General features: G+C 70.8%; 19 protein-coding genes and 1 pseudogene. 12 read left to right on the top strand and 8 right to left on the bottom strand.

Going from position 1 to position 20,893, the window contains the following annotated elements; translation table 11 throughout:
• Positions 1-7: 7 nt before the first annotated feature.
• From OG975_RS40215 to OG975_RS40205, 3 genes are all read right to left on the bottom strand, one after another.
• Positions 8-682 (bottom strand): GntR family transcriptional regulator, encoded by a 675-nt coding sequence (locus OG975_RS40215; RefSeq protein WP_406334496.1) that lies wholly within the window; start codon positions 680-682, stop codon positions 8-10.
• Between the two features lie 157 nt (positions 683-839).
• Complete coding sequence (locus OG975_RS40210) at positions 840-1,787, bottom strand: beta-ketoacyl-ACP synthase III (RefSeq protein WP_330308680.1); 948 nt, start codon at positions 1,785-1,787, stop codon at positions 840-842.
• 260 nt (positions 1,788-2,047) lie between these two features.
• Positions 2,048-3,379, bottom strand: coding sequence for an OFA family MFS transporter (locus OG975_RS40205; protein WP_406334494.1), 1,332 nt, complete (start codon positions 3,377-3,379; stop codon positions 2,048-2,050).
• A gap of 255 nt (positions 3,380-3,634) precedes the next feature.
• Here OG975_RS40205 and OG975_RS40200 point away from each other — a divergent pair, with 255 nt between their 5' ends.
• The 3 genes and pseudogenes from OG975_RS40200 to fdhD all read left to right on the top strand — a co-directional run bounded on the left by OG975_RS40200 (position 3,635) and on the right by fdhD (position 5,708).
• Positions 3,635-4,606: a 2-dehydropantoate 2-reductase gene (locus tag OG975_RS40200; protein WP_406334493.1), complete on the top strand. Its 972-nt coding sequence runs from the start codon at positions 3,635-3,637 to the stop codon at positions 4,604-4,606.
• A 93-nt stretch (positions 4,607-4,699) separates the two neighbouring features.
• Positions 4,700-4,837 (top strand): annotated as a pseudogene (locus tag OG975_RS40195) (Fe-S-binding domain-containing protein); the annotation flags it as partial.
• Positions 4,838-4,844: 7 nt separating this feature from the next.
• Positions 4,845-5,708 (top strand): formate dehydrogenase accessory sulfurtransferase FdhD, encoded by an 864-nt coding sequence (fdhD, locus tag OG975_RS40190; protein ID WP_406334492.1) that lies wholly within the window; start codon positions 4,845-4,847, stop codon positions 5,706-5,708.
• A 143-nt stretch (positions 5,709-5,851) separates the two neighbouring features.
• Here fdhD and OG975_RS40185 read toward each other — a convergent pair whose 3' ends face one another.
• Positions 5,852-6,394 carry an isochorismatase family protein gene (locus OG975_RS40185; protein ID WP_406334491.1) on the bottom strand — a complete coding sequence of 181 codons (543 nt, stop codon included), beginning with the start codon at positions 6,392-6,394 and terminating at the stop codon, positions 5,852-5,854.
• A 19-nt stretch (positions 6,395-6,413) separates the two neighbouring features.
• Positions 6,414-6,848: a MarR family winged helix-turn-helix transcriptional regulator gene (locus OG975_RS40180; protein ID WP_406334490.1), complete on the bottom strand. Its 435-nt coding sequence runs from the start codon at positions 6,846-6,848 to the stop codon at positions 6,414-6,416.
• 92 nt (positions 6,849-6,940) lie between these two features.
• On the opposite strand from OG975_RS40180, the gene OG975_RS40175 reads away from it, so the two are divergent.
• The 5 genes from OG975_RS40175 (at position 6,941) to OG975_RS40155 (ending at position 12,397) form a co-directional block, all read left to right on the top strand.
• Positions 6,941-7,858 (top strand): zinc-binding alcohol dehydrogenase family protein, encoded by a 918-nt coding sequence (locus OG975_RS40175; protein ID WP_406334489.1) that lies wholly within the window; start codon positions 6,941-6,943, stop codon positions 7,856-7,858.
• A 179-nt stretch (positions 7,859-8,037) separates the two neighbouring features.
• The gene (locus OG975_RS40170; RefSeq protein WP_330308673.1) at positions 8,038-8,310 is read left to right on the top strand and encodes a hypothetical protein; all 273 of its coding nucleotides are present in this window, start codon (positions 8,038-8,040) and stop codon (positions 8,308-8,310) included.
• A complete protein-coding gene (locus OG975_RS40165; RefSeq protein ID WP_406334488.1) occupies positions 8,307-9,080 on the top strand; it encodes a collagen-like protein in 774 nt (257 codons plus the stop codon). The genes OG975_RS40170 and OG975_RS40165 overlap by 4 nt, the downstream gene beginning before the upstream one ends.
• A gap of 124 nt (positions 9,081-9,204) precedes the next feature.
• Positions 9,205-11,148: an exo-alpha-sialidase gene (locus OG975_RS40160; protein ID WP_406334487.1), complete on the top strand. Its 1,944-nt coding sequence runs from the start codon at positions 9,205-9,207 to the stop codon at positions 11,146-11,148.
• Positions 11,149-11,158: 10 nt separating this feature from the next.
• Complete coding sequence (locus OG975_RS40155) at positions 11,159-12,397, top strand: DUF4185 domain-containing protein (RefSeq protein WP_406334485.1); 1,239 nt, start codon at positions 11,159-11,161, stop codon at positions 12,395-12,397.
• Here the strand turns inward: OG975_RS40155 and OG975_RS40150 are convergent.
• On the bottom strand, positions 12,330-13,388 hold the full coding sequence (locus OG975_RS40150; RefSeq protein ID WP_406334484.1) for a bile acid:sodium symporter family protein: 1,059 nt from the start codon (positions 13,386-13,388) through the stop codon (positions 12,330-12,332). The two genes, OG975_RS40155 and OG975_RS40150, sit on opposite strands and share 68 nt — an antisense overlap.
• A gap of 136 nt (positions 13,389-13,524) precedes the next feature.
• On the opposite strand from OG975_RS40150, the gene OG975_RS40145 reads away from it, so the two are divergent.
• A complete protein-coding gene (locus OG975_RS40145; RefSeq protein ID WP_330308668.1) occupies positions 13,525-14,397 on the top strand; it encodes a LysR substrate-binding domain-containing protein in 873 nt (290 codons plus the stop codon).
• On the opposite strand, the gene OG975_RS40140 is transcribed toward OG975_RS40145, so the two are convergent.
• Entirely contained in the window at positions 14,394-15,374 is a 981-nt protein-coding gene (locus tag OG975_RS40140; RefSeq protein ID WP_406334483.1) for an Lrp/AsnC family transcriptional regulator, read from the bottom strand. The genes OG975_RS40145 and OG975_RS40140 overlap by 4 nt on opposite strands.
• A gap of 112 nt (positions 15,375-15,486) precedes the next feature.
• Here OG975_RS40140 and OG975_RS40135 point away from each other — a divergent pair, with 112 nt between their 5' ends.
• Positions 15,487-16,974 carry an MFS transporter gene (locus OG975_RS40135; protein ID WP_406334482.1) on the top strand — a complete coding sequence of 496 codons (1,488 nt, stop codon included), beginning with the start codon at positions 15,487-15,489 and terminating at the stop codon, positions 16,972-16,974.
• 61 nt (positions 16,975-17,035) lie between these two features.
• Here the strand turns inward: OG975_RS40135 and OG975_RS40130 are convergent, their stop codons facing one another.
• On the bottom strand, positions 17,036-17,257 hold the full coding sequence (locus tag OG975_RS40130) for a hypothetical protein (RefSeq protein ID WP_406334481.1): 222 nt from the start codon (positions 17,255-17,257) through the stop codon (positions 17,036-17,038).
• Between the two features lie 393 nt (positions 17,258-17,650).
• On the opposite strand from OG975_RS40130, the gene OG975_RS40125 reads away from it, so the two are divergent.
• The gene (locus OG975_RS40125; protein ID WP_406334480.1) at positions 17,651-19,477 is read left to right on the top strand and encodes an AMP-dependent synthetase/ligase; all 1,827 of its coding nucleotides are present in this window, start codon (positions 17,651-17,653) and stop codon (positions 19,475-19,477) included.
• A gap of 150 nt (positions 19,478-19,627) precedes the next feature.
• On the top strand, positions 19,628-20,884 hold the full coding sequence (locus OG975_RS40120) for an ABC transporter substrate-binding protein (protein ID WP_406334479.1): 1,257 nt from the start codon (positions 19,628-19,630) through the stop codon (positions 20,882-20,884).
• Positions 20,885-20,893 lie beyond the last annotated feature (9 nt).

The following is a 20,893-nucleotide window of genomic DNA, read 5'->3' as shown; positions in this document are numbered from 1 at the left end:
CGGCCGGCTACTTCTCGCGCTCGTGGTACATCTTCCGCGTGTGTTCCGTGTGGGCGCGCATGACCGCCGTGGCGCGCTGCTCGTCGCGGTCCGCGATCGCCGCGATCAGCTCACGGTGCTCGATCCAGGACTGCTGGCCGCGCTGCCGGGCGACCGGCGTGTAGTACCAGCGGACACGCCGGTCGACCTGCGCGGCGAGCTCGGCGAGGACCGTGTTGCCGGCGAGCTCCATGATCTTGGCGTGGAGCCGGGCGTTCATCGCGACCGCGGCGTCCACGTCGTCGGCGGCGACCGCCCGCTCGCCCTCCGCGCACAGCTCTTCGAGCGTGGCTATGGCCTCGCTGCCCGCGTTGGCGGCGGCGAGCCGGGCGGCTTCGGCCTCCAGGAGCGTACGGACCGTGAGGAGCTGGTCCGCCTCCTCCTCGGTGGGTTCGTGCACGAACGCGCCCTGGGCCGGCCGCAGATCGACCCAGCCGTCGGTGCTGAGCCGTTGCAGGGCCTCGCGCACGGGCTGCCGGGACACCCCGAGGTGCCCGGCGAGTTCGCTCTCGACGAGGTGCTGGCCGGGCTGGAGGGCTCGGGTGGTGATGAGTTCGAGCAGTGCTTCGTAGACACGGTCACGCAGCGGGCCGGGCCGTTCGAGCTTGGGCACCGCTCCCTGCGGCAGTCCTGTCGACAACATCACGGTCCCTCCTGGGCAGCGCCGTCGCCGCGATAGGAAAGTCAATTATGAATTGTCTTTCGCCTACAGTCTACGGCGCACAAACGCCAGGAGGCACAGGAGTTGGGCTTGTCGCATGGGGGCGTGTGAGGGATCGTACGAGCAGCTCACGGTCGACTCACGGGCAGCGGACGACCTGGCCGGCGTACGACAGGTTTCCGCCGAAGCCGAACAGCAGGACGGGGTCGCCCGAGGAGATCTCCCCGCGCTCGACGAGCTTGGAGAAGGCGAGCGGAATGCTCGCGGCGGACGTGTTCCCCGAGTCGGTGACATCCCGTGCGACGACGGCGTTCACGGCGCCGATCTTCCCGGCGAGGGGCTCGATGATGCGCAGGTTCGCCTGGTGCAGCACGACTCCGGCGAGCTCCTCGGGGGCGAAGCCCGCGCGCTCGCAGGCCTTGCGCGCGATCGACGGCAGCTGGGTCGTCGCCCAGCGGTAGACGCTCTGCCCCTCCTGCGCGAACCGCGACGGCGTGCCCTCGATGCGCACGGCGTGCCCCATCTCGGGCACCGAGCCCCACAGCACCGGACCGATGCCGGGCTCCTCCCCGGACGGACAGGCCTCGACGACGGCGGCCCCCGCACCGTCCCCGACCAGCACACACGTCGTGCGGTCGGTCCAGTCCGTCACGTCGGACATCTTGTCGGCGCCGATCACCAGCGCCCGGGTCGCCGCACCCGCGCGCACGGTGTGGTCGGCGGTGGCGAGGGCGTGCGTGAAGCCCGCGCAGACGACGTTGACGTCCATGGCGGCCGGGGACGGGATGCCGAGGCGCGCGGAGACCCGGGCGGCCATGTTCGGGGAGCGGTCGACGGCCGTGGAGGTGGCGACCAGGACCAGATCGATATCGGCCGGGACGAGGCCCGCCGCCGCGAGTGCCTTGGCGGCGGCGTGCGCGGCCAGCTCGTCGACCGGCTCGTCGGGCCCGGCGATATGACGGGTGCGGATACCCACCCGGCTCCTGATCCACTCGTCGTTGGTGTCGACCAGGCCCGCCAGGTCCTCGTTGGTGAGTACCTTGGCGGGCTGGTAATGGCCGACGGCGGCGATCCGTGAGCCGTTCATGAGTGGTCCCCCTCGTTGCCTTGGGTAGCGGGATCCTCCAGTCTGATCAGTGACTCGCGGGTACGGCGGCAGGTGATGCCACAGGAAAGGGGCGCCAGGCTTGTCGGCTTCTGTCAGACCCTCGGACGCCCGAACACCGTCCGTACGTGTGCCTGGATCACCCTGTGAACAATTGCTTCGCTTTCAGCACAAGTTCGTACACTCCGTAACCAAGCGGAGCGCCCACCCAGAGCCAGGCGAAGACGATCAACGGCCTCCGGTCAGGCGGACTCTGACTGCTGCTGTTCGACATCGACGGCCTCCCTCGGTGCGGGAATGTGGTGCCGGGCATGGACGGGTCGTACGAGCTCATTGGCGACGAAGCCGACGGCGAGCAGGCCGATCATGATCAGGAACGAGAGGCCGTAGAGGGACGAGCCGTGCTTGCCCGCCGCCTCCTGGTGGTCCGCGATCCAGTTGACGATCAGCGGGCCCAGGACGCCCGCCGTGGACCACGCGGTGAGCAGCCGGCCGTGGATCGCACCGACCTGGTAGGTGCCGAAGAGATCCTTCAGGTAAGCGGGGATCGTCGCGAAGCCGCCCCCGTAGAACGAGAGGATCACCAGCGCGCAGAGGATGAACAGCGGCTTCGAGGAGTCCCCGAACCAGGCGATGAGCGCGTACATCAGCGCGCCGACCCCGAGATAGACCCGGTAGATGTTCTTGCGCCCGATCAGGTCGGACGTCGAGGACCAGCCGATACGGCCCGCCATGTTGGCGGCCGACAGCAGCGCGACGAATCCGGCGGCCGCGGAGACGGACACGGGCGTGGAGGTGTCCGCGAAGAAGTCCGTGATCATCGGGGCGGCCTTCTCCAGGATGCCGATGCCCGCGGTCACGTTCATGCAGAGCACGACCCACAGGCACCAGAACTGCGGGGTGCGTACGGCGTTCCGGGCGGACACCTGCACACCGTCCAGCGAGCTGGGGCCGGACGCGACCGGCTTCTCGGTGCGCGGCACCCGCACCAGCAGGACACCGAGCGACATGAAGACGGCGTACGTCAGCCCGTGCACGAGGAACGCCTTCGCGATCCCGGAGGAGTCGGAGCCGAACGACTTCAGCATCTGCGTGGACCACGGTGAGGCGATCAGCGCGCCGCCGCCGAAGCCCATGATCGCGATGCCGGTGGCCATGCCGGGCCTGTCCGGAAACCACTTGATCAGAGTCGAGACGGGCGAGATGTAGCCGATGCCGAGGCCTATCCCGCCGACGAAGCCGTACCCGAAGACGATCAGCCAGTACTGCTCGGTGGCCGCGCCGAGCGAGGCGATCAGGAAGCCGGAGGAGAAGCAGATCAGGGCGACGGTCATCGCCCAGCGCGGCCCGTTGCGCTCGACGAGCGTGCCGCCGAACGCGGCCGACAGGCCGAGCATGACGATGCCGAGCTGGAAGGGGAGCGCGCTCTGGGTTCCGCTGAGGTCGAGCGCGGATTCGAGCGACGGTTTGTAGACGCTCCAGGCGTAGGCCTGGCCGATGGAGAGATGGACCGACAGAGCGGCCGGCGGGACGAGCCAGCGGCTCCAACCGGGCGGTGCGACAGGGGGGCTCATGATCCCGAACGATAGGAAGCGGTTGTCCGATGGGGAAGTCGCACAGCAGAAACTGGTCGACCGTATGCGATGAGCGGTACCCCTGGCGCGACGAACGGTCGGTGGAGCCGGACGGACGGTCCCGTGATCGCCGTACAAAAGCCCACCCGGGTACCGCCCGACCTCTTGCTGGCACCCCTTCCATCCTGTAGACAATATTCCGTCGACAGAGTTCGACAGCCCCTCGGTACCCTCGACCGAACGGAGCGCCACACAGTGAAAGTCGCAGTTCTCGGCGCCGGTGCGATCGGCGCCTACGTCGGCGCCGCGCTGCACCGCGCAGGCGCCGATGTGCACCTCGTCGCCCGTGGACCGCATCTGGCGGCCATGAGGCAGCACGGAGTAAGAGTCCTCAGCCCGCGCGGAGACTTCACCGCACGGGCCCACGCCACCGACGACCCGGCCGAGATCGGTCCGGTCGACTTTGTGTTCCTGGGCCTCAAGGCCAACTCGTACGCGGCGTGCGGGCCGCTGATCGAGCCCTTGTTGCACGACACCACGGCGGTGATCGCCGCCCAGAACGGCATCCCCTGGTGGTACTTCCACCGGCACGGCGGCCCGCACGACGGCCACCGGATCGAGAGTGTGGACCCCGGCGGCACGGTCAGTGCGGTGCTCGCGCCCGAACGTGCCATCGGGTGTGTCGTGTACGCCGCGACCGAGCTCGAAGGACCAGGAGTCGTACGCCATCTCGAAGGCACCCGGTTCTCCATCGGCGAACCGGACCGCTCCCGCTCCGCGCGCTGCCAGGCGTTCAGCGAGGCCATGCAGACGGGCGGTCTCAAATGCCCGGTCGAACAGGACCTGCGCAACGACATCTGGCTCAAGCTGCTCGGCAACATCTCCTTCAACCCGATCAGCGCGCTGGCCCGCGCCACGATGCGGCAGATGTGCCTGCACGGCGGCACGCGCAAGGTCATCGAGATCATGATGACCGAGACGCTCGCCGTCGCCGAGGCCCTCGGCTGCAAGGTGGGCGTGTCCATCGAGCGGCGCCTTGCCGGTGCCGAGCGCGTCGGCGACCACCGCACGTCCACGCTCCAGGACCTGGAGCGCGGCAAGCCGCTCGAACTCGACGTGCTGCTCGCGGCCGTCGTGGAACTGGCGGAGATCACCGAGGTTCCGGTGCCGACGCTCCGTACCGTCCATGCCATCTCGGATCTGCTCGCGCTGCGGACCGCGGCGTGAGGACACCCGGCCCGGAGGGCCGCGCCGCCGAAGGGCTGAGCCGGGCGCGTGGCACACACCGAGGGTCGCCGGTCTCCCGGCGGCCCTCGGCCCGGGGTGGGCTGCCGGCTCACCACGCACGTGCAGGACAATGAGAGCGTGAAGGTCACCTCTCCGGACGACCCGGTGACCCACGGCAACCTCCGCATCAAGGGCCGCTTCGGCCACCAGCACGGACAGAACCGGGACTGATCAGGACATGGGACGAGTCACGGAACGACGCAAGGTGATCCGCATCCGGGACGGGGCCGTGAGCACCCGCCCGGACACGCTCGTCGCCGAGGAACCACTGGAGATCCGGCTCAACGGCAAACCGCTCGCGATCACCATGCGCACGCCGGGCGACGACTTCGCGCTCGCCGCGGGCTTCCTGGTCAGCGAGGGAGTGCTGGGCGAGGCCGACGAACTGCAGAACATCGTGTACTGCGCGGGCGCCACCGTCGACGGCTCCAACACGTACAACATCGTCGACGTACGGACGGCGCCCGGCGTCGTCATCCCCGACATCTCGCTCGAACGCAACGTGTACACGACGTCCTCCTGCGGCCTGTGCGGCAAGGCGAGCCTGGACGCGGTCCGGACGACGGCCCGCTGGGCGATCGACGACACGAAGGGCGACACCACTCCCCCGGTCCGGCTGGAACCCGAGCTGCTCGCCAGCCTCCCCGACCGGCTGCGGGCGGCCCAGCAGGTCTTCGACCGGACCGGGGGCCTGCACGCGGCCGCGCTGTTCACGGAGGAGGGCGAGCTGGTCGACATACGTGAGGACGTGGGCCGGCACAACGCGGTGGACAAGCTGGTCGGCCGCGCCCTGCAGAACGGCACGCTCCCGCTCTCCCGGACGGTCCTGCTGGTCTCGGGGCGGGCCTCCTTCGAGCTGGCGCAGAAGGCGGTGATGGCGGGCATCCCGGTGCTCGCGGCGGTCTCGGCCCCGTCGTCCCTGGCGGTCGACCTGGCGGCGGAGACAGGCCTGACCCTGGTCGGCTTCCTGCGCGGCGCCTCCATGAACGTGTACGCGGGTGAGCACCGCATAGCCCTGCGGGCCGCGGCCGCCCAGGGCTGACCGGCTCCCCCGCGTCACGGCGGCGGGGGCCCGAACGGCGGGGAGCGCCCCCTGCGCCGGACGGGCCGCCCCGCTCTTTTTAAGGCTCGGTTCGCCTCCGGGGCGCAGAAGCCTGTGGCTCACTCGCCGTACGTTGCCGTCGATCAGCCCGCCCCGAAGTGCACCTGCGCCGCCGTCACCACCGTGCCCAGGCGCGGAAAGTCCAGGCGCACGGAGGCGTCGTGTTCGGCGGCGGTGAACGCGGCCATGGCGTCCTCGGCGAAGACGAGGTCATAGCCGAGGTCGCCTGCGGCGCGGGCGGTCGACTCGACGCCCAGGTTGGTGGCGATCCCGCCGAACACGAGCGTGGTGATGCCGTGTTCGCGCAGCCGCTCGTCGAGGCCGGTGCCCTGGAAGCCGCCGATGGTGCGCTTCACGATCTCGATGTCGCCCTCCGCCGCGAGCCCGGCGGCGAGTCCGCTGCCGGACGGCTGCTCGGCGACTCCGGGCCGCTCGACCCGGATGAGGACGACCAGCGCGCCCGTCTTCCGGAAGGCCACGGCCAACTCCTCGGCCGTGGAGAGGGCTTCGGTGCCTTTACGGGGCTCCAGGGGCAGCGCGACGATGCGGTCCATCAGGTCGACGAGCACGAGGGCCGTGCGCGCGGGGTCGAGGGCGGGCCGGGGTTCGGCTTCGGGTGCGGTCATGACGGAACGTTAGCTTGCGTCAGCCGTCCGTACCGGAAATCCGGATCAACAAGCCCATGAACTGCTCACGTTCGGCGGCCGAGAGCGGGGCCATCAGGACGTCGTTCGCCTCACGGCCCGCCTTCTCGCAGCGCTTGAGCAGCCGGGCACCCTCCTCGGTGATCGACACCGCGTTCTTGCGGCGGTCCCTCGGGTCCGGTTCACGGACGACCAGCCCCGCGGCCTGAAGGTCGTTGAGGACGCCGACGAGATCCTTCGGGTCGAGCTGAATGCCGCGGCCCAGCTCGGCCTGGGCGACGGGACCGAGGTCGGAGACGGCGGAGAGCGCCACGTGGTGCCACATCTTCATGCCCTCGGCGGCCAGGGCCTCGGCGACAAGGGTGCGACCGCGGGCGGCGGCCCGGCCGAGGAGCCAGCTGGGGAGGGCGCGGATAGAGGACAGGGGGGCGGACATGCCGCCAGGATAGCGAATAACCGTTGGACTTCCCAACGAATCCCCGGATACCGTTGGGGCTCCCAATGACTTTCGACACCCCTGGAGGTGCGATGCGTCGCGTCCGCTACGAGCACACCGGCGGCCCGCTGTTCCTGGAAGACGTCCCCGTGCCCACCGCCGGGCCCGGCGAGCTGCTGGTCCGCGCCGAGGCGATCGGCGTGACCCTCCCCGTCGTACGCAAGGTGACCGAGGCGGCCGAGCCGATCCCGCTCGGCGGCGAGGTCGCCGGGGAGGTCGTCACCGCGGGCGAGGGCGTCACCCGCTTCCGTGCGGGCGACCGTGTCACCGGGCTCTGCTTCGGGCACGGGTACGCCGACTATGCGCTCCTGCACGAGGCCATGGCCACGCCCGTCCCCGGCAGCGCGAGCGCCCTCGACGCCGTCGCCCTCGTCCGCAGCGGGCTGGTCGCGCTCGGCGCCCTGGAAGCGGCGCGCCCCCTCCACGGTGAGTCGGCGCTCGTCACGGCGGCGGCCAGTGGGGTCGGCCATCTCGCCGTCCAACTCGCCCGGCTGCGGGGCGCGTCGCGTGTCGTCGGTGCGGTGTCCGCCCCCGGGAAGGCGAAGTTCGTGCGCTGTCTCGGCGCCGACGAGGTGATCACGTACGAAAGCGGCGACTGGGGCACCCCCGTCGACTACGTCCTCGACGCGGTCGGCGGCGACCTGCTCACCCCGGCCGTCGCCGCGCTGACGCCGGGCGGGAGGCTGGTCGCATACAGCTCGGGCGGCGGGACTGTACAGGCGTACGACCTGCTGGTGGGCGCCAAGTCGGTGATCGGATTCCAGATGGCGCGGATCGCCCGCGGGGAGCCGGAGCTGTACGAGCGGTGGCGGCAGGAGCTGTGGCAGCTGTTCACGGACGGTGCGCTGAAGCCCGCCGTGCACGGGGAGTTCGCGCTGGAGGACGCCGCGAAGGCGCACGAGGCGATCGAGTCGCGGGGCAACCTCGGCAAGGTGGTACTGAGCCCTTGACCGGGCGAGGGCGGGGGCGGGTGAGGGGCGGGTGATACGTCAACCTCTGACCTCCCGTCACCACCCGTCCGGGGTACGAGGCGTAGGGCACACAACCCCGTGGCGCCGGGCTCGTTACTCCTGGCGAGTTCCATCGGGCCACGTCCGCGCGGCCCGTCGTCCGGGTAGGAGGCAGTTACTTGGATGCCGGCACCACCCTGCTCGGCTCGTTATTGGCCTGCGCGGGCGTGCTGGGCGCGGCCGTCGTGGCGTACTTGGGAAAGCGGGGCGAGAACGCCCTGAACGGTTTCTCCAGTCTCACCGACAAGCTGCAGTCCGAGCGCGACCGCCTTGAACGCCAGGTCGCGGAACGCGACTCGCGTATCACCGAGTTGTCCTCGCTGCACGCGGCGGACCAGTCGGAGATCGCCCGGCTGCGCCTCGACATCCACCGTCTAGGAGGTGCGCCGTGAACGGGTTCCAGCGGCTGCTCGCCCTGCGCTGGCGCAGCATCTTCCTCGTCTGCGTGCTGATCGCCCTCTCCGGCGTCGCGGTGATCCTCTGGGCGCGCATCGACGCCGGTGACCGCAAGGCGGAGGAGCTGCGCTCGGAGGCGGACCGGCGCGGCAAGGCGCTGTCCACGCTGGCGCAGGACGTACGCGCGCTGCGCGCGCAGGTGCGGGCCGGCGGCGGCACCCCCGCGGCCCCGGACCCCTCCGAGGCAGTGGACAACCTCGTCGACCGGGTGCGCGTGCCCGCCGGAGCGCCGGGAGAGCCCGGGGCCAAGGGCGAGCGGGGCGCGGGCGGCAGGACAGGTGCCACCGGCGAGCGCGGAGCACGCGGTGTACCCGGTCCTGTCGGACCCACCGGTGTCTCCGGTTCGCCCGGCCCCTCGGGAGCGCCGGGCACGGACGGCCTTCCCGGCCCGGTGGGACCGCCCGGAGCGCAGGGCATCCAGGGTGCGCCGGGCCCCCAGGGGGTGTCGGGATCATCGGGCACCTCGGGCACGAAGGGCGACACGGGTGACAAGGGCGACCCCGGCGACAAGGGTGACCCCGGCCCGCCCGGCCCGAAGGGTGACCCCGGACCCGCCTGCCCGGACGGCTACTCGCTCCAGGTGCCGGCGAACGACCCGGACGCCCTGGTGTGCCGCAAGGGCGGCGCGGGCACGACACCGACTCCCCAGACCGCAGCCGTACTTCCGGTACTGCCACCCCTGCGGCGCCGGCGGAATCTGGCGTGAACATGACCGGTGCACACTTCTTGTGAGGCACCTGAGAGCCCAAGTAGCGTCTGTGACGCGAACGTTGGACGTGGGATGTCCAGAGTCTCCGGATTGCCCAGCCGCATGAAGGGCAGGTCGCACCATGCCGCCAAGTCTCCGCGCACGCCTGAGATCCACTCTCCGCGCACGTCTGAGATCCGCTCTCCGCGCATGCCTCAGATCGGCTCACCGAGTACGTCTCAGAGCCGTCCTCACCGCCGTTCTCACCACCGCCGCACTGCTCGCACTGCCCAGCCCGGCAGGTGCCGAACAGGCGTCCACGACAGGCGAGTTCGAGCAGCAGGTGCTCTTCAAGGCCTCCCAGGATCCGGGCTACGCCTGCTTCCGCATCCCCGCCGTCGTGAAGACGACCGACGGCACACTGCTGGCGTTCGCCGAGGGCCGCGTCCTCAACTGCGGTGACGCGGCCGACATCGACATCGTGGTCAAGCGCTCCACCGACGGCGGGCGCACCTGGGGCCCCCTCCAGGTCGTCAACGACGGCGGCGGCGACACGCACGGCAACCCCGCACCCGTCGTGGACCGCGAGACCGGCCGCATCCTGCTGGCGGAGACATACAACAAGGGCCGTACGGACAGCGCGAGTTGCTCCGTCCCCTGTAACCGCACCCCGCACCTTCAGTACAGCGACGACGACGGACTGACCTGGTCGCAGCCGCGCGACCTGAGCGACGAGATCCTCCCGGCGAACTGGAACTCCTGGTACGCCACCGGGCCCGTGCACGGCATCCAGCTGACCCGGGGCAAGCACGCGGGACGGCTCGTCTTCGGCGTCAACACCGAGACGTGGGACGGCAGTCGGGTCTCGGCGAACAACGCCGCGCTGATCACCAGTGACGACGACGGCGACCACTGGGACATCGGCGCGACCGACTCGTGGCCCATCGCCGACGACGGCACCTTCCGGCAGAAGCCGTCCGAGATGACGCTCACGGAACGCGCCGACGGATCCGTCCTCGTCAGCGGGCGGGAACAGGACGGCACCGACCTCGGCCACCGCACCCAGGCAGTAAGCCGCGACGGCGGCGACAGCTTCAAGGGCCCCTTCCGCGACCTCCCGGACCTCTACGCACCCCAGGTCCAGGGCTCGTCGCTGCGCCTCGGCGACCGGATACTGCTCGCCTGCCCCGGTGACCCGGACCGCCGCCGGACCATGATGATCCGCTCCTCTTACGACGGTGGACGGACCTGGGAGAGCGTGGACCGCGGCACGGTCGTCACCACGGACTGGTCGGGCTACTCGGACATGGTCCGCGTCGACGGCGACACGGTGGGCCTGCTCTACGAGGGCGGCGCGGTCGACGCGCGCGACGAGATCCGCTTCGCCCGCTTCACCGAGGACTGGCTGACGCCACGTCGCGGCCCCGATCCGACCACGGCCGACCTCGCTCCGGGCACCCGGCGGGCCGCAGTCCTCGGCGGCGCCCAGGAGACGGACGGCGTGTCCGGCGGCGCGCTCGCGTTCGACGGCGCCGACGACGCCGTACGACTGCCGTATCAGGACCAACTCCCGCTCGGAACAAAGGACTTCACGGCGTCGCTGTGGTTCCGCTATACCGCCACCACCGGTGAGCAGCCGCTGCTGTGGATGGGCGGGATCGGGACGTCGCAGCCGCAGGTGTGGCTGCGCGGCGAGCCCGCGTCCAACAGGATCACCGGGCTGATCACCACCAGGAACGGCGCGGCGGCGCCCACGTCGGCGTCGGTGCGGACCTCGGGCGCGTACAACGACGGCCAGTGGCATCATCTGGCGCTGCGGAGGGGCGGCGGGCAGCTGACGCTGTTCGTCGACGGGACGACGGTCAGTACGGCCGACGTGCCCGGATCGGTCAGCCGGAACTCGCCGTTCGGGGTGCACATCGGCCAACGGCTCGACAGCCGGGCGTACTTCACTGGAGCAATCGACGACGTACGGGTCTATGACCGGGCGTTGAGCGACGAGGAGTTGTCCGCGGCGCCCTCCCGGAGCGTGACCCGGGACACCGTCCTGTGGCTCCCCATGGACCATGTGGGCGGAGGCCACTAACGTCCCGTCCGTGCCCGACGACGCACGAGCACGACGGCAGAACCAGACCGGGCTCGGCATCCTGCTGGCCCTGGTCTGCGCGGCCGTGCTGCTCACCGCCCTTCCGGACCACGACCGGGAGGGCGGCGGCGCGTGCACGGCCCGTACGCCCAGCTCCTGGTCCGCCGACGCGAGGCTCACCGGCGAGTTCGCCCGGTACGGGGACGACGCCTCCCGCACCGACGACTGGACCGGCGGCGACGGCACGCACTCGGTGCGGCTGCCGGACGGGCGGGTGCTGTGGCTGTTCTCGGACACCTATCTCGGCCTGGTGCACGGGCCGCCGAACCCGGTCGGCGAGTCGTATGCCTGGCGTGACGTGAGCGCGCCCCTGGTGCGCAACTCGGCTGTCGTGATGTCCCGCGAGGGCCGTCTGGAGTCCACGCTTCCCGCGCCCGTGTTCCCTGACCCAGGGCCGCAGCAGTGGCGCTGGCCGGTCGCGGCCCGCGTCGAGCCCCGCTCCCCCGGCTCGTCGGAGAAGGTCGTCCGCGTCCTGCTGTGGACCCGCACGGCGGGCCAGGCCCCCTGGATCTACGGCGTGCCCACCGCCACCGAGGTCGCCACGCTCTCCCTGCCCGACCTGCGCCTCGAAGGAATCAGCACGGTCCTCGACCAGCGGCTCGTCGCGGACGCCTCCCGGCGCGTGCTGTTCGGCACCTCGATGGTCGACGCGGGCGAGTGGACGTACGTCTTCGGCGGTGACGACGGTCAGGCCACCTCACGTCCCGTCTCGAAGGCGTACGTCGCACGGGTGCCGCGCGGCAGGCTCGCCGAGCCGGGGGCCTGGGAGTACTGGGACGGCTCGGGGTGGGCGGTGCGGGCGCGTCCGGCGCCGGTGCTCGGGGACGGGCAGCGTACGGGTGTGGGCAGCGCGTTCACGGTGGTGCGCGACGGCGGCACCTACGTCCTGTTCACCATGGCCGCCGGCACCGCGGGGCTGACGACGGTCACGTCGTACTGGGCGTGCTCGCCGACCGGGCCCTGGCACGGGCCCACCCGCGGCTTCAGCCCGTCGCTCCCCCAGGGCGACGTGGCGGCGTACAACCCGCAGATGCACACGGAGCTGAGCGACGGGGACCGGCTCGTGCTCAGCTACGACGTCAACTGGCTGGACGCGACGGGTGCCTCGGCGCAGGCGAACCTCAGCCGGAACGTGTCCCTGTACCGACCGCGATTCGTGACTCTGCGACTGGCGGGACCGGGGTCGTAGCCGTCTCGGCGGCCTCGGCCGCCTCGGGGTCGTGGGCGCGGCGCTTGGCGATGACCGCGCACACCATGAGCTGCATCTGGTGGAAGAGCATCAGCGGGAGCACGGCGAGCGAGGCGTGCGCGCCGAACAGCACGCTGGCCATGGGGAGTCCGGAGGCGAGGGACTTCTTCGACCCGGCGAACTGGATCGCGATCCGGTCCTCCCGGTGGAAGTTCAGGGCCTTCGAGCCGTACCAGGTGAGCGCGAGCATCACGGCCAGCAGCACGGCCTCGACGACCAGGAGTCCGGCCAGCCTGACGGGGCTGACCTGGTGAGAGATGCCCTGCACCATGCCCTCGCTGAACGCGGTGTAGACGACGAGCAGGATCGAGCCGCGGTCGACGTATCCGAGGACCTTCTTGTGGCGGGTGATGAACCCGCCGATCCAGGGGCGCAGCACCTGACCGGCCATGAACGGCACCAGCAGCTGGAGCACGATCTTCACAAGTGAGTCGGCGGAGAAACCGCCGCCGCTGTTGCCGAGCAGGGCCGCCGCGAGCAGCGGGGTGATGACGATGCCCGCGAGGGAGGAGAAGGAGCCCGCGCAGATCGCGGCGGGCACGTTGCCGCGCGCTATCGACGTGAACGCGATCGACGACTGGATGGTCGACGGCACGAGCGTGAGGAAGAGGAGGCCGGTGTAGAGGTTGTGCGTGAGGAACACCGGCTCAAGTCCTCGCGCGGCCAGGCCGAGCAGCGGGAAGATCACGAAGGTGCAGGCCAGGACCGTGCCGTGGAGCCGCCAGTGCTTGAGCCCCTCCATCGCCTCACGGGTGGAGAGCCGGGCCCCGTAGAGGAAGAAGAGGAAGGCGATCGCGGCCGTGGAGGCGCCGGACGCCACGTCGGCGCCCGTACCCCGCGCCGGGAGGAGGGCCGCGAGGCCCACTGTCCCGAGCAACAGCAGGATGTACGGGTCGATCGGCATCCAACTCGGCCACTGCAGGCGTTTCACGGTGCTCCACTGCTCGCTTGTCGAAGGTGATCGTTCTGGGGCGGGTCGTGCCCTCTCCATCGTCCTCTTCGGAGCCGCGATCGGGAATCCGTCTCACCGCTCTGACTGTCATCACGATGCGCGATAACATGAGCCCATGTACGACCCTTCGCAGCTGCGTACGTTCCTGGCGGTGGCCCAGACCCTGAGCTTCACCCAGGCCGCCCGCCGGCTCGGGCTGCGCCAGTCCACCGTCAGCCAGCATGTGCGCCGCCTTGAGGACGCCTGCGGACGCCAGCTCTTCGCCCGGGACACGCACTCCGTGGAGCTGACGGAGGACGGCGAGGCGATGCTCGGCTTCGCGCGCCGGATCCTGGAGGTGCAGGAGCAGGCGACGGCGTTCTTCACGGGGACGCGGCTGCGCGGCCGGCTGCGCTTCGGCGCGTCCGAGGACTTCGTCCTGACCCGGCTGCCGGAGATCCTGGAGGGCTTCCGGTACGACCATCCCGAGGTGGACCTGGAGCTGACGGTCGAGCTGTCCGGCACACTTCACGAGCAGCTCGCGGCGGGAAAGCTCGACCTGGTGCTGGCCAAGCGGCGGCCCGAGGACCCGCGCGGCGAGCTGGTCTGGCACGACAGCCTGGTGTGGATCGGCGCGGAACGGCTGCGCCTGGACCCCGACCGCCCGGTCCCCCTGATCGTCTACCCGCCCCCGGGCATCACCCGTGCCCTCGCCCTCGAAGCCCTGGAGCGCCAGGGCCGGCCGTGGCGCATCGCCTGCACCAGCGGCAGCCTCAACGGCCTCATCGCCGCCGCCCGCGCGGGCCTGGGCGTCATGGCCCACTCACGGGGATTCGTCCCGCCGGGGCTGGTCCAGGTGCCGGAGCGGGCGGGGCTGCCGGAACTCGGCGAGGTCGACTTCGTCCTGGTGCACGGACGGCGGCGTACGTCCGCGCAGGAGGCGGCGGACGCACTGGCGGCGGCGATCCTCGGGGCCGGGGACCGGCTGCACCGGGGGCAACGGGGCTAACGGGACGGCTTCGTGTACGTCAGTTGCTTGACCCGGCGCAGGAACGGTGTCGTCTCGACGTACTGCACGCCTTCGAGGCTGCCGAGGCGGCCGCTCAGGTAGGCGTAGAGGCCGGCCGTGTCGCGGGCGACGGCGGTCACGACGATGTTGGAGGGGCCCGCCGTCGCGGAGGCGAAGGCGATCTCGTCGTGGGTGGCGAGGGCCTCGCCGACGGAGTGGAGGGCGGCGGGGGCAGCCGTGATCCACAGGCAGGCGGCGAGGGCGTAGCCGAGGGTCTCGGAGTGGTACTCGACGTCGATGTACAGGGCGCCGGAGGCGATCAGCCCGGCCAGCCGGCGTTTGACGGCGGACTCGGAGCGGCCGGTGGCGCGTTGCAGCTCGGGGTAGGTGGCGCGCCCGTCGCGTTCGAGGGCGGCGACCAGCGGCTCGTCCTCGGGGTCGATCCGGGCGGGGCCGGTCGCCGGGGGCAACTCGGGTCGCAGCGCGTCGATCTGATCGACCGTCAGTGCGGCGAATTTGCCGAGCCAGCCGTTGGGTCCGCCGTAGAAGCGGTACAGCAGCTGGTGGGCACGGATCTCCATGATGCTCGGGGTGCGCGGGAGCTTGCCGAGCAGCAGGTCGTCGTGGTCACCGGGGCTGCGGGGGCGCGTCATGCAGACCACCTCGGTACCGCCCGAGGCGAGCCCGATCCAGGCGGTGTCGGGGCGCTTGGCCAGCGCTTCCGCGATGGCCTCGGCGCTGTCGGGCGCGCAGCGCAGCCGCAGCATCCAGTGGTCCTGGCCGAGCAGTTGGGCGTCGCGGACGGCGACGACGCGAAGCCCGCCCTCGGCGCACAGCCTGCGGAAGCGCCGCGCGATCGTCTGGTCGGAGACCCCGAGCACCTCCGCGATCCGGCTGAAGGGCGCCCGGCCGTTAGCCTCCAGCGCGGCCAGCAGCTGGAGATCCAGCTTGTCGAAGGTGTGGGATTCCATCTCCATAGGGCCCGCCCTTGTCGGATTCCGTCGATCGGATGCCGGAGGCCACCGCGATCATCCAGTGCGACCTCATCGTACGGAGGCATACGCATCCGTGACACAAGGAGTTGAGGACATGCGTACATGGGGGCCGCTCACAGCGGTGTGCCTGGGGACGTTCATGTTGTTGCTGGACGTGACGATCGCCGTCGTCGCGCTGCCGGACATGGCGCGGGCGCTGCACGCGTCGCTGAGTGATCTGCAGTGGGTGATCGACGGGTACGCGCTCGCGCTCGCCGCGCTGCTGCTGGGCATCGGGGCGGCGGCCGACATCCTCGGCAGGCGCCGGGTGCATGTGGCGGGCGTCGTGCTGTTCGCGGTGGCGTCGCTTTTGTGCGGGCTCGCGTCGGGGCCCGGGATGCTGGTGGCCGCGCGGGGGCTGCAAGGTGTGGGCGCCGCGGCGATGTTCGCGACGACGCTGCCTCTTCTGGGTTCGGTCTACCAGGGACGGCAGCGGTCGGCAGCGCTCGGGGTGTGGGGCGCGGTGAGCGGCGGTGCGGCGGCCGTCGGACCGGTGCTCGGCGGGCTGCTCACCGAGGGGCCCGGCTGGCGGTGGATCTTCTTCGTGAACCTGCCGGTGAGCGTGGCGTCGGTGTGGCTGACGCTGAAGGTGGTGCCGGAGTCGCGCGGTCCGCGCGGGATGCGCGTCGACTGGGCGGGCACGGCGACGTTCGCGTGCTTCGCGGGGGCGACGACGTACGGAGTGGTGAAGGCCGGGGCGGAAGGCTGGGGTTCGACGGTGACGGCGGTGTCCTTCGCCGTGGCGGCGCTCGCGCTCGCCGCCTTCGTCGCCGTCGAGCGTCGGGCGGCGTATCCGCTGCTGGACCTGTCGCTGCTGCGCAAGCCGGCGTTCATCGGCGTGATGACGGGCGCGCTGGCCTTCAACGGGGTGGCGTTCGGCGTGCTGCCGTACGTCTCGATCTGGATGCAGACGGTGCTGGGCATGAGCCCGGTGCGCGGCGGCCTCACCCTGCTGCCGCTGACCGGCGCGTCGGTGGTGGTGGCGATCCTCGCCGGGAAGCTGCTGCACGGGGTTCCGGCGCGGCTGACGATAGGCGGCGGGCTGCTGCTGATCGGCTCGGGCGCCCTGTGCCAGGCCGTACTGGACGCGGGCGCGAGCTGGACGGTGCTGGTGCCGGGCCTGGTGCTGGTGGGGATCGGCACCGGGTTCGTCTCCCCCGCGATCGCGGGCGCCGCGCTCGCCGCGGTACCGCCGGAGCGGGCGGGCATGGCGGGCGGCGCGGTCAACACGGTCCGCCAGCTCGGGTACGCGCTCGGGGTGGCCGTCTTCGGCACGGTCCTGACCTCCCGTATGCAGGACACGCTGTCGCACGACGCGGCCCACACCCTGGCGGGCGGCGGCGCGGGCGCGCTGCGCGGAAACCTCTCCGAACACGCCCTGCGGGCCGCGTTCGCGTCGGGGCTGAACACGGCGACGCTGGCCGCGGGCGTGACGGGGATGATCGCCGGTGCGCTGGTGCTGACGCTGGTACGGACACCGCGGGCGGCGACGCCGAGCCCGGCGGCAAAGCCGGTCAAGGAGGCGGCGGGGCCGCGGAGCTGAGCACCGGGCCATGGGCGGTGTTCTGGGGTCACGCACGGAACGATCTGCGGATCTACGTGGATCACTCCAGGGGTGTGCCCGGCCGCCCGGCGCCTGGGGGGTCGCCGCAGATCAGGCGGGGCGGTCCGGTGCCGGTCAGGTCGCCGGCGGCCTTGGCCGAGGCGAAGACCAGGTCAGCGACGCCCGCGACGGGCCCGGTCCGCGCGTCGGAGACGACCCGCAGCGCCTCGTCGCTCTGCGGACAGGCCACCAGGCCCCGCCGGAAGATGTCGTTCTCGTCCACCACCGTGACCCGGATGACCTTGCGGCGTCCGGGTCGCGGGCACCTCGTGCGCCGCGCCCGCGCGACCGCCCCCGTGTCGGGCCGCCCGATTCACGTCAATTGTTCGTACGCCGTATGCCCTCTCCCGGGCTAGTCCCACCGGAAAATGTACGGTCCATGTACCGGCGCCACGCGCGCTTCGCGGCGTAACCGCGTCGTACAGATTCCGTGGAGATTACGGGCCCGAAACTTACGGAACCGTAAGAGATTCTGTCCGGCCCTTCCCCTTGTGCGGGCATTTCCTCGACTGACCAGTGCGGATGCCGTGAGCCTCCCCACTCCGACCCCCCTCCCGCCCGGCGGCCCGGTGGGGTAGCTTTCACGGCGCTGTGCGGAGCGCCACAAGGAGCGGGATTGCGCGAGTTCACCAACCCTCCGTTGGCGTCGGCGCCGCCGGTGGGCGGCTTGGCCGACGTCGTCTTCGACCATGCCCTGGAGGACCCGCTGCACATCGCCCTGGGCCGCAAGGACGAACAGGGCCAGTGGCGCGATGTGACGTCCGCCGAGTTCCGCGACGAGGTGCTCGCACTCGCCAAGGGCCTGCTCGCCCAGGGGATCCGGTTCGGGGACCGGGTCGCGATCATGTGCCGTACGCGCTACGAGTGGACGCTCTTCGACTTCGCGCTGTGGACGATCGGCGCCCAGGTCGTCCCCGTGTACCCGACCTCCTCCGCCGAACAGGTCTTCTGGATGCTGCACGACGCCCAGGTGGCGGCGGTGATGGTGGAGCACGAGGACCACGCGATGACGATCGCCACGGTCGTCGAGCGGCTGCCGCAGCTGCACAAGCTGTGGCAGCTCGACGTGGGCGCCGTCCAGGAGCTGTACGAGGCGGGCGCGCACATCGACGACGAGGTGGTCCACCGGCACCGGCGCGCGGTCACGCCCGATTCGACCGCGACGATCATCTACACCTCCGGCACCACCGGGCGCCCCAAGGGCTGTGTCATCTCGCACGCCAACTTCATGTTCGAGGCGGACACCGTCATCGCCCGCTGGGAGCCCGTTTTCCACTCCAAGCGGGGCGACGAGGCGGCCACGCTGCTGTTCCTGCCGCTCGCGCATGTCTTCGGGCGGATGGTGCAGGTCGCCGCGGTCCGCGGGAAGGTCAAGTTCGGGCACCAGCCGCAGCTGAACGCGGCCGCCCTGCTGCCGGACCTGGCCGCCTTCCAGCCGACGTTCTTCCTGGCTGTGCCGTACATCTTCGAGAAGGTCTTCAACGCGGCCCGCCGCAAGGCCGAGAAGGAAGGCAGATCGGGCCCCTTCGAGAAGGCCGTCGAGGTCGCCGTGCGCTACGCGGACGCGGTGGAGGAGAAGGCCTGGGGCATCGGTCCTGGCCCTTCGGCGAGCCTACGCATGCAGCACCAGCTGTTCGACAAGCTCGTCTACTCCAAGGTGCGCGCCGCGATGGGCGGCCGGGTCAAGCACGCGATGTCGGGCGGCTCGGCGATGGACCGGCGGCTCGGGCTGTTCTTCGCGGGCGCGGGCGTCTTCATCTACGAGGGGTACGGGCTCACCGAGTCCACGGCGGCCGCGACCGCCAATCCGCCCGAGCGCACCCGGTTCGGCTCCGTCGGCCAGGCGATCCCGGGCACCACGGTGCACATCGCGGACGACGGGGAGATCTGGCTGCGCGGCGAGAACATCTTCCAGGGGTACCTCAACAACCAGAAGGCGACCGACGCGACCCTGCACGACGGCTGGCTCGCCACCGGTGACCTGGGCTCCCTCGACGAGGACGGCTATCTCACCATCACCGGGCGCAAGAAGGAGATCCTGGTGACCTCCGGCGGCAAGAGCGTCTCGCCGGGCGTCCTGGAGGAGCGGGTGCGCGACCATCCGCTGGTCGCCCAGTGCATCGTGGTCGGCAACGACCGGCCGTACATCGCGGCGCTCGTCACCCTCGACTCCGAGGCCGTCGAGCACTGGCTCCAGATGCGCGGCAAGCCGCAGCTGTCCCCCGTCGATCTGGTGCGTGACACCGATCTGGAGACCGAGGTGCGACGGGCGGTGGTGGCCGCGAACACGCTGGTCTCGCAGGCCGAGTCGATCCGTACGTTCCGGATACTGGCCCACCAGTTCACCGAGGAGCACGGGCTGCTGACGCCTTCGCTGAAGCTGAAGCGGAAGGCGATCGAGAAGGCGTACTCGGCGGAGGTCGAGGCGCTGTACCGGGCGTGAGCCGTATCCGACGGCTCATCTGATCATCTGACGCCTCATCACTTACCGACGCGTCAGATATTGACGGGTCGTCAGATTCAGCCGAGACTTTCGCGGGGGGTCTGGGGGGTGTCCCCCCAGAAGGCACAGCCCCGACGGAGGGGGACCGACGTGTCGCGCCCGATTCGCACCATGACCGCCGCCGTGGCCGCGCTGCTGCTCGCCACCACCGCCTGCAACTCGGCTTCCGGCGGCGGCAGTTCGGACAAGGCGGGGAGCTCCGTACGCGGGGTGACCGACGACTCCATCAAGGTCGGCGGGATCGTCTCGATGACGACCGCCACCGGGTACTCGAAGAAGGACACCGACCTCGGTGCGAAGGCCCGCTTCGACCGGGCGAACGCGGAGGGCGGGGTCAACGGCCGCAAGATCGACTATCTGGGCGCGGAGGACGACGGCCAGGATCCGGCGAAGAACCTCGCGGCGGCACGCAAACTCGTCCAGCAGGACAAGGTGTTCGCGATCGCGCCGATGAGTTCGACGACCTTCTCGGGGTCGGACTTCCTCCAGCAGCAGAAGGTGCCGACCTTCGGCTGGGGCACCCTGCCCTCCTTCTGCGGGCCCACCTACATCTACGGCTTCGGCGGCTGCATGGTGCCGATGCCCGGCGGCACCATCTCGCAGACCTGGCCGGAAGGGCTCAAGCAGGTGACGGGCGGCTCGCAGGGCAAGTCCGTGGCGATCCTGGCCAACGACAGCGACGCCGGCACCTTCGCCATCCGCACCTACAAGCAGAGCTTCACCTCGGCGGGCTACAAGGTGACGTTCGCGAAGTCCTCCGTCCCCGCGGGCACCGTACCGAGCGACTGGTCGGCGTACACGAAGGAGATCCTGCGCAGCAACGGCGGCAAGGCCCCCGACGCCGTGGTCTCCGTGATGCAGACCCCGTACAACATCGGCCTGTTCACCGCGCTCAAGCGCACGGGGTACGACGGTGTGCTCACCGATCCCACCGACTACGACCCCTCGCTGCTCGCCAAGAGCGCGACGAAGCAGGCGCTCGACGGGGTGCACATCCTGCTGTCGTTCCAGCCGTTCGAGCAGGACAGTGCGGCGATGCGGCAGTTCAAGGAGGACATCAAGAAGGCGGCCGGGAAGGATGTCCCGCTCAATATGCACATGATGACCGGGTACATGTCCGCCGACCTGTTCCTCGCCATCGCCGAGAAGGCGGGCAAGGACCTGACGGTGGCGTCCTTCCAGAAGGCGGCGGGAGCGTTCTCCGACACGGGCACGATGGTCGGCGACCGCGCCGAGCCCAAGGGGCAGAAGCAGTCGTTCGGCTGCGGGGCGCTCGTCCAGCTCAAGGGCGGCAAGTACGTCGTGTCGGCGCCCTTCACGTGCTACCCGCCCATTCCCTTCAAGTAGCAGTACAGG

It is taken from the genome of Streptomyces sp. NBC_00203, from assembly GCF_045206325.1.
GTDB classification, from domain to species: Bacteria; Actinomycetota; Actinomycetes; order Streptomycetales; family Streptomycetaceae; genus Streptomyces; species Streptomyces lutosisoli.
Note: the sequence above shows the minus strand (reverse complement) of the source record. Positions and strands in the feature narration are given on the sequence as shown.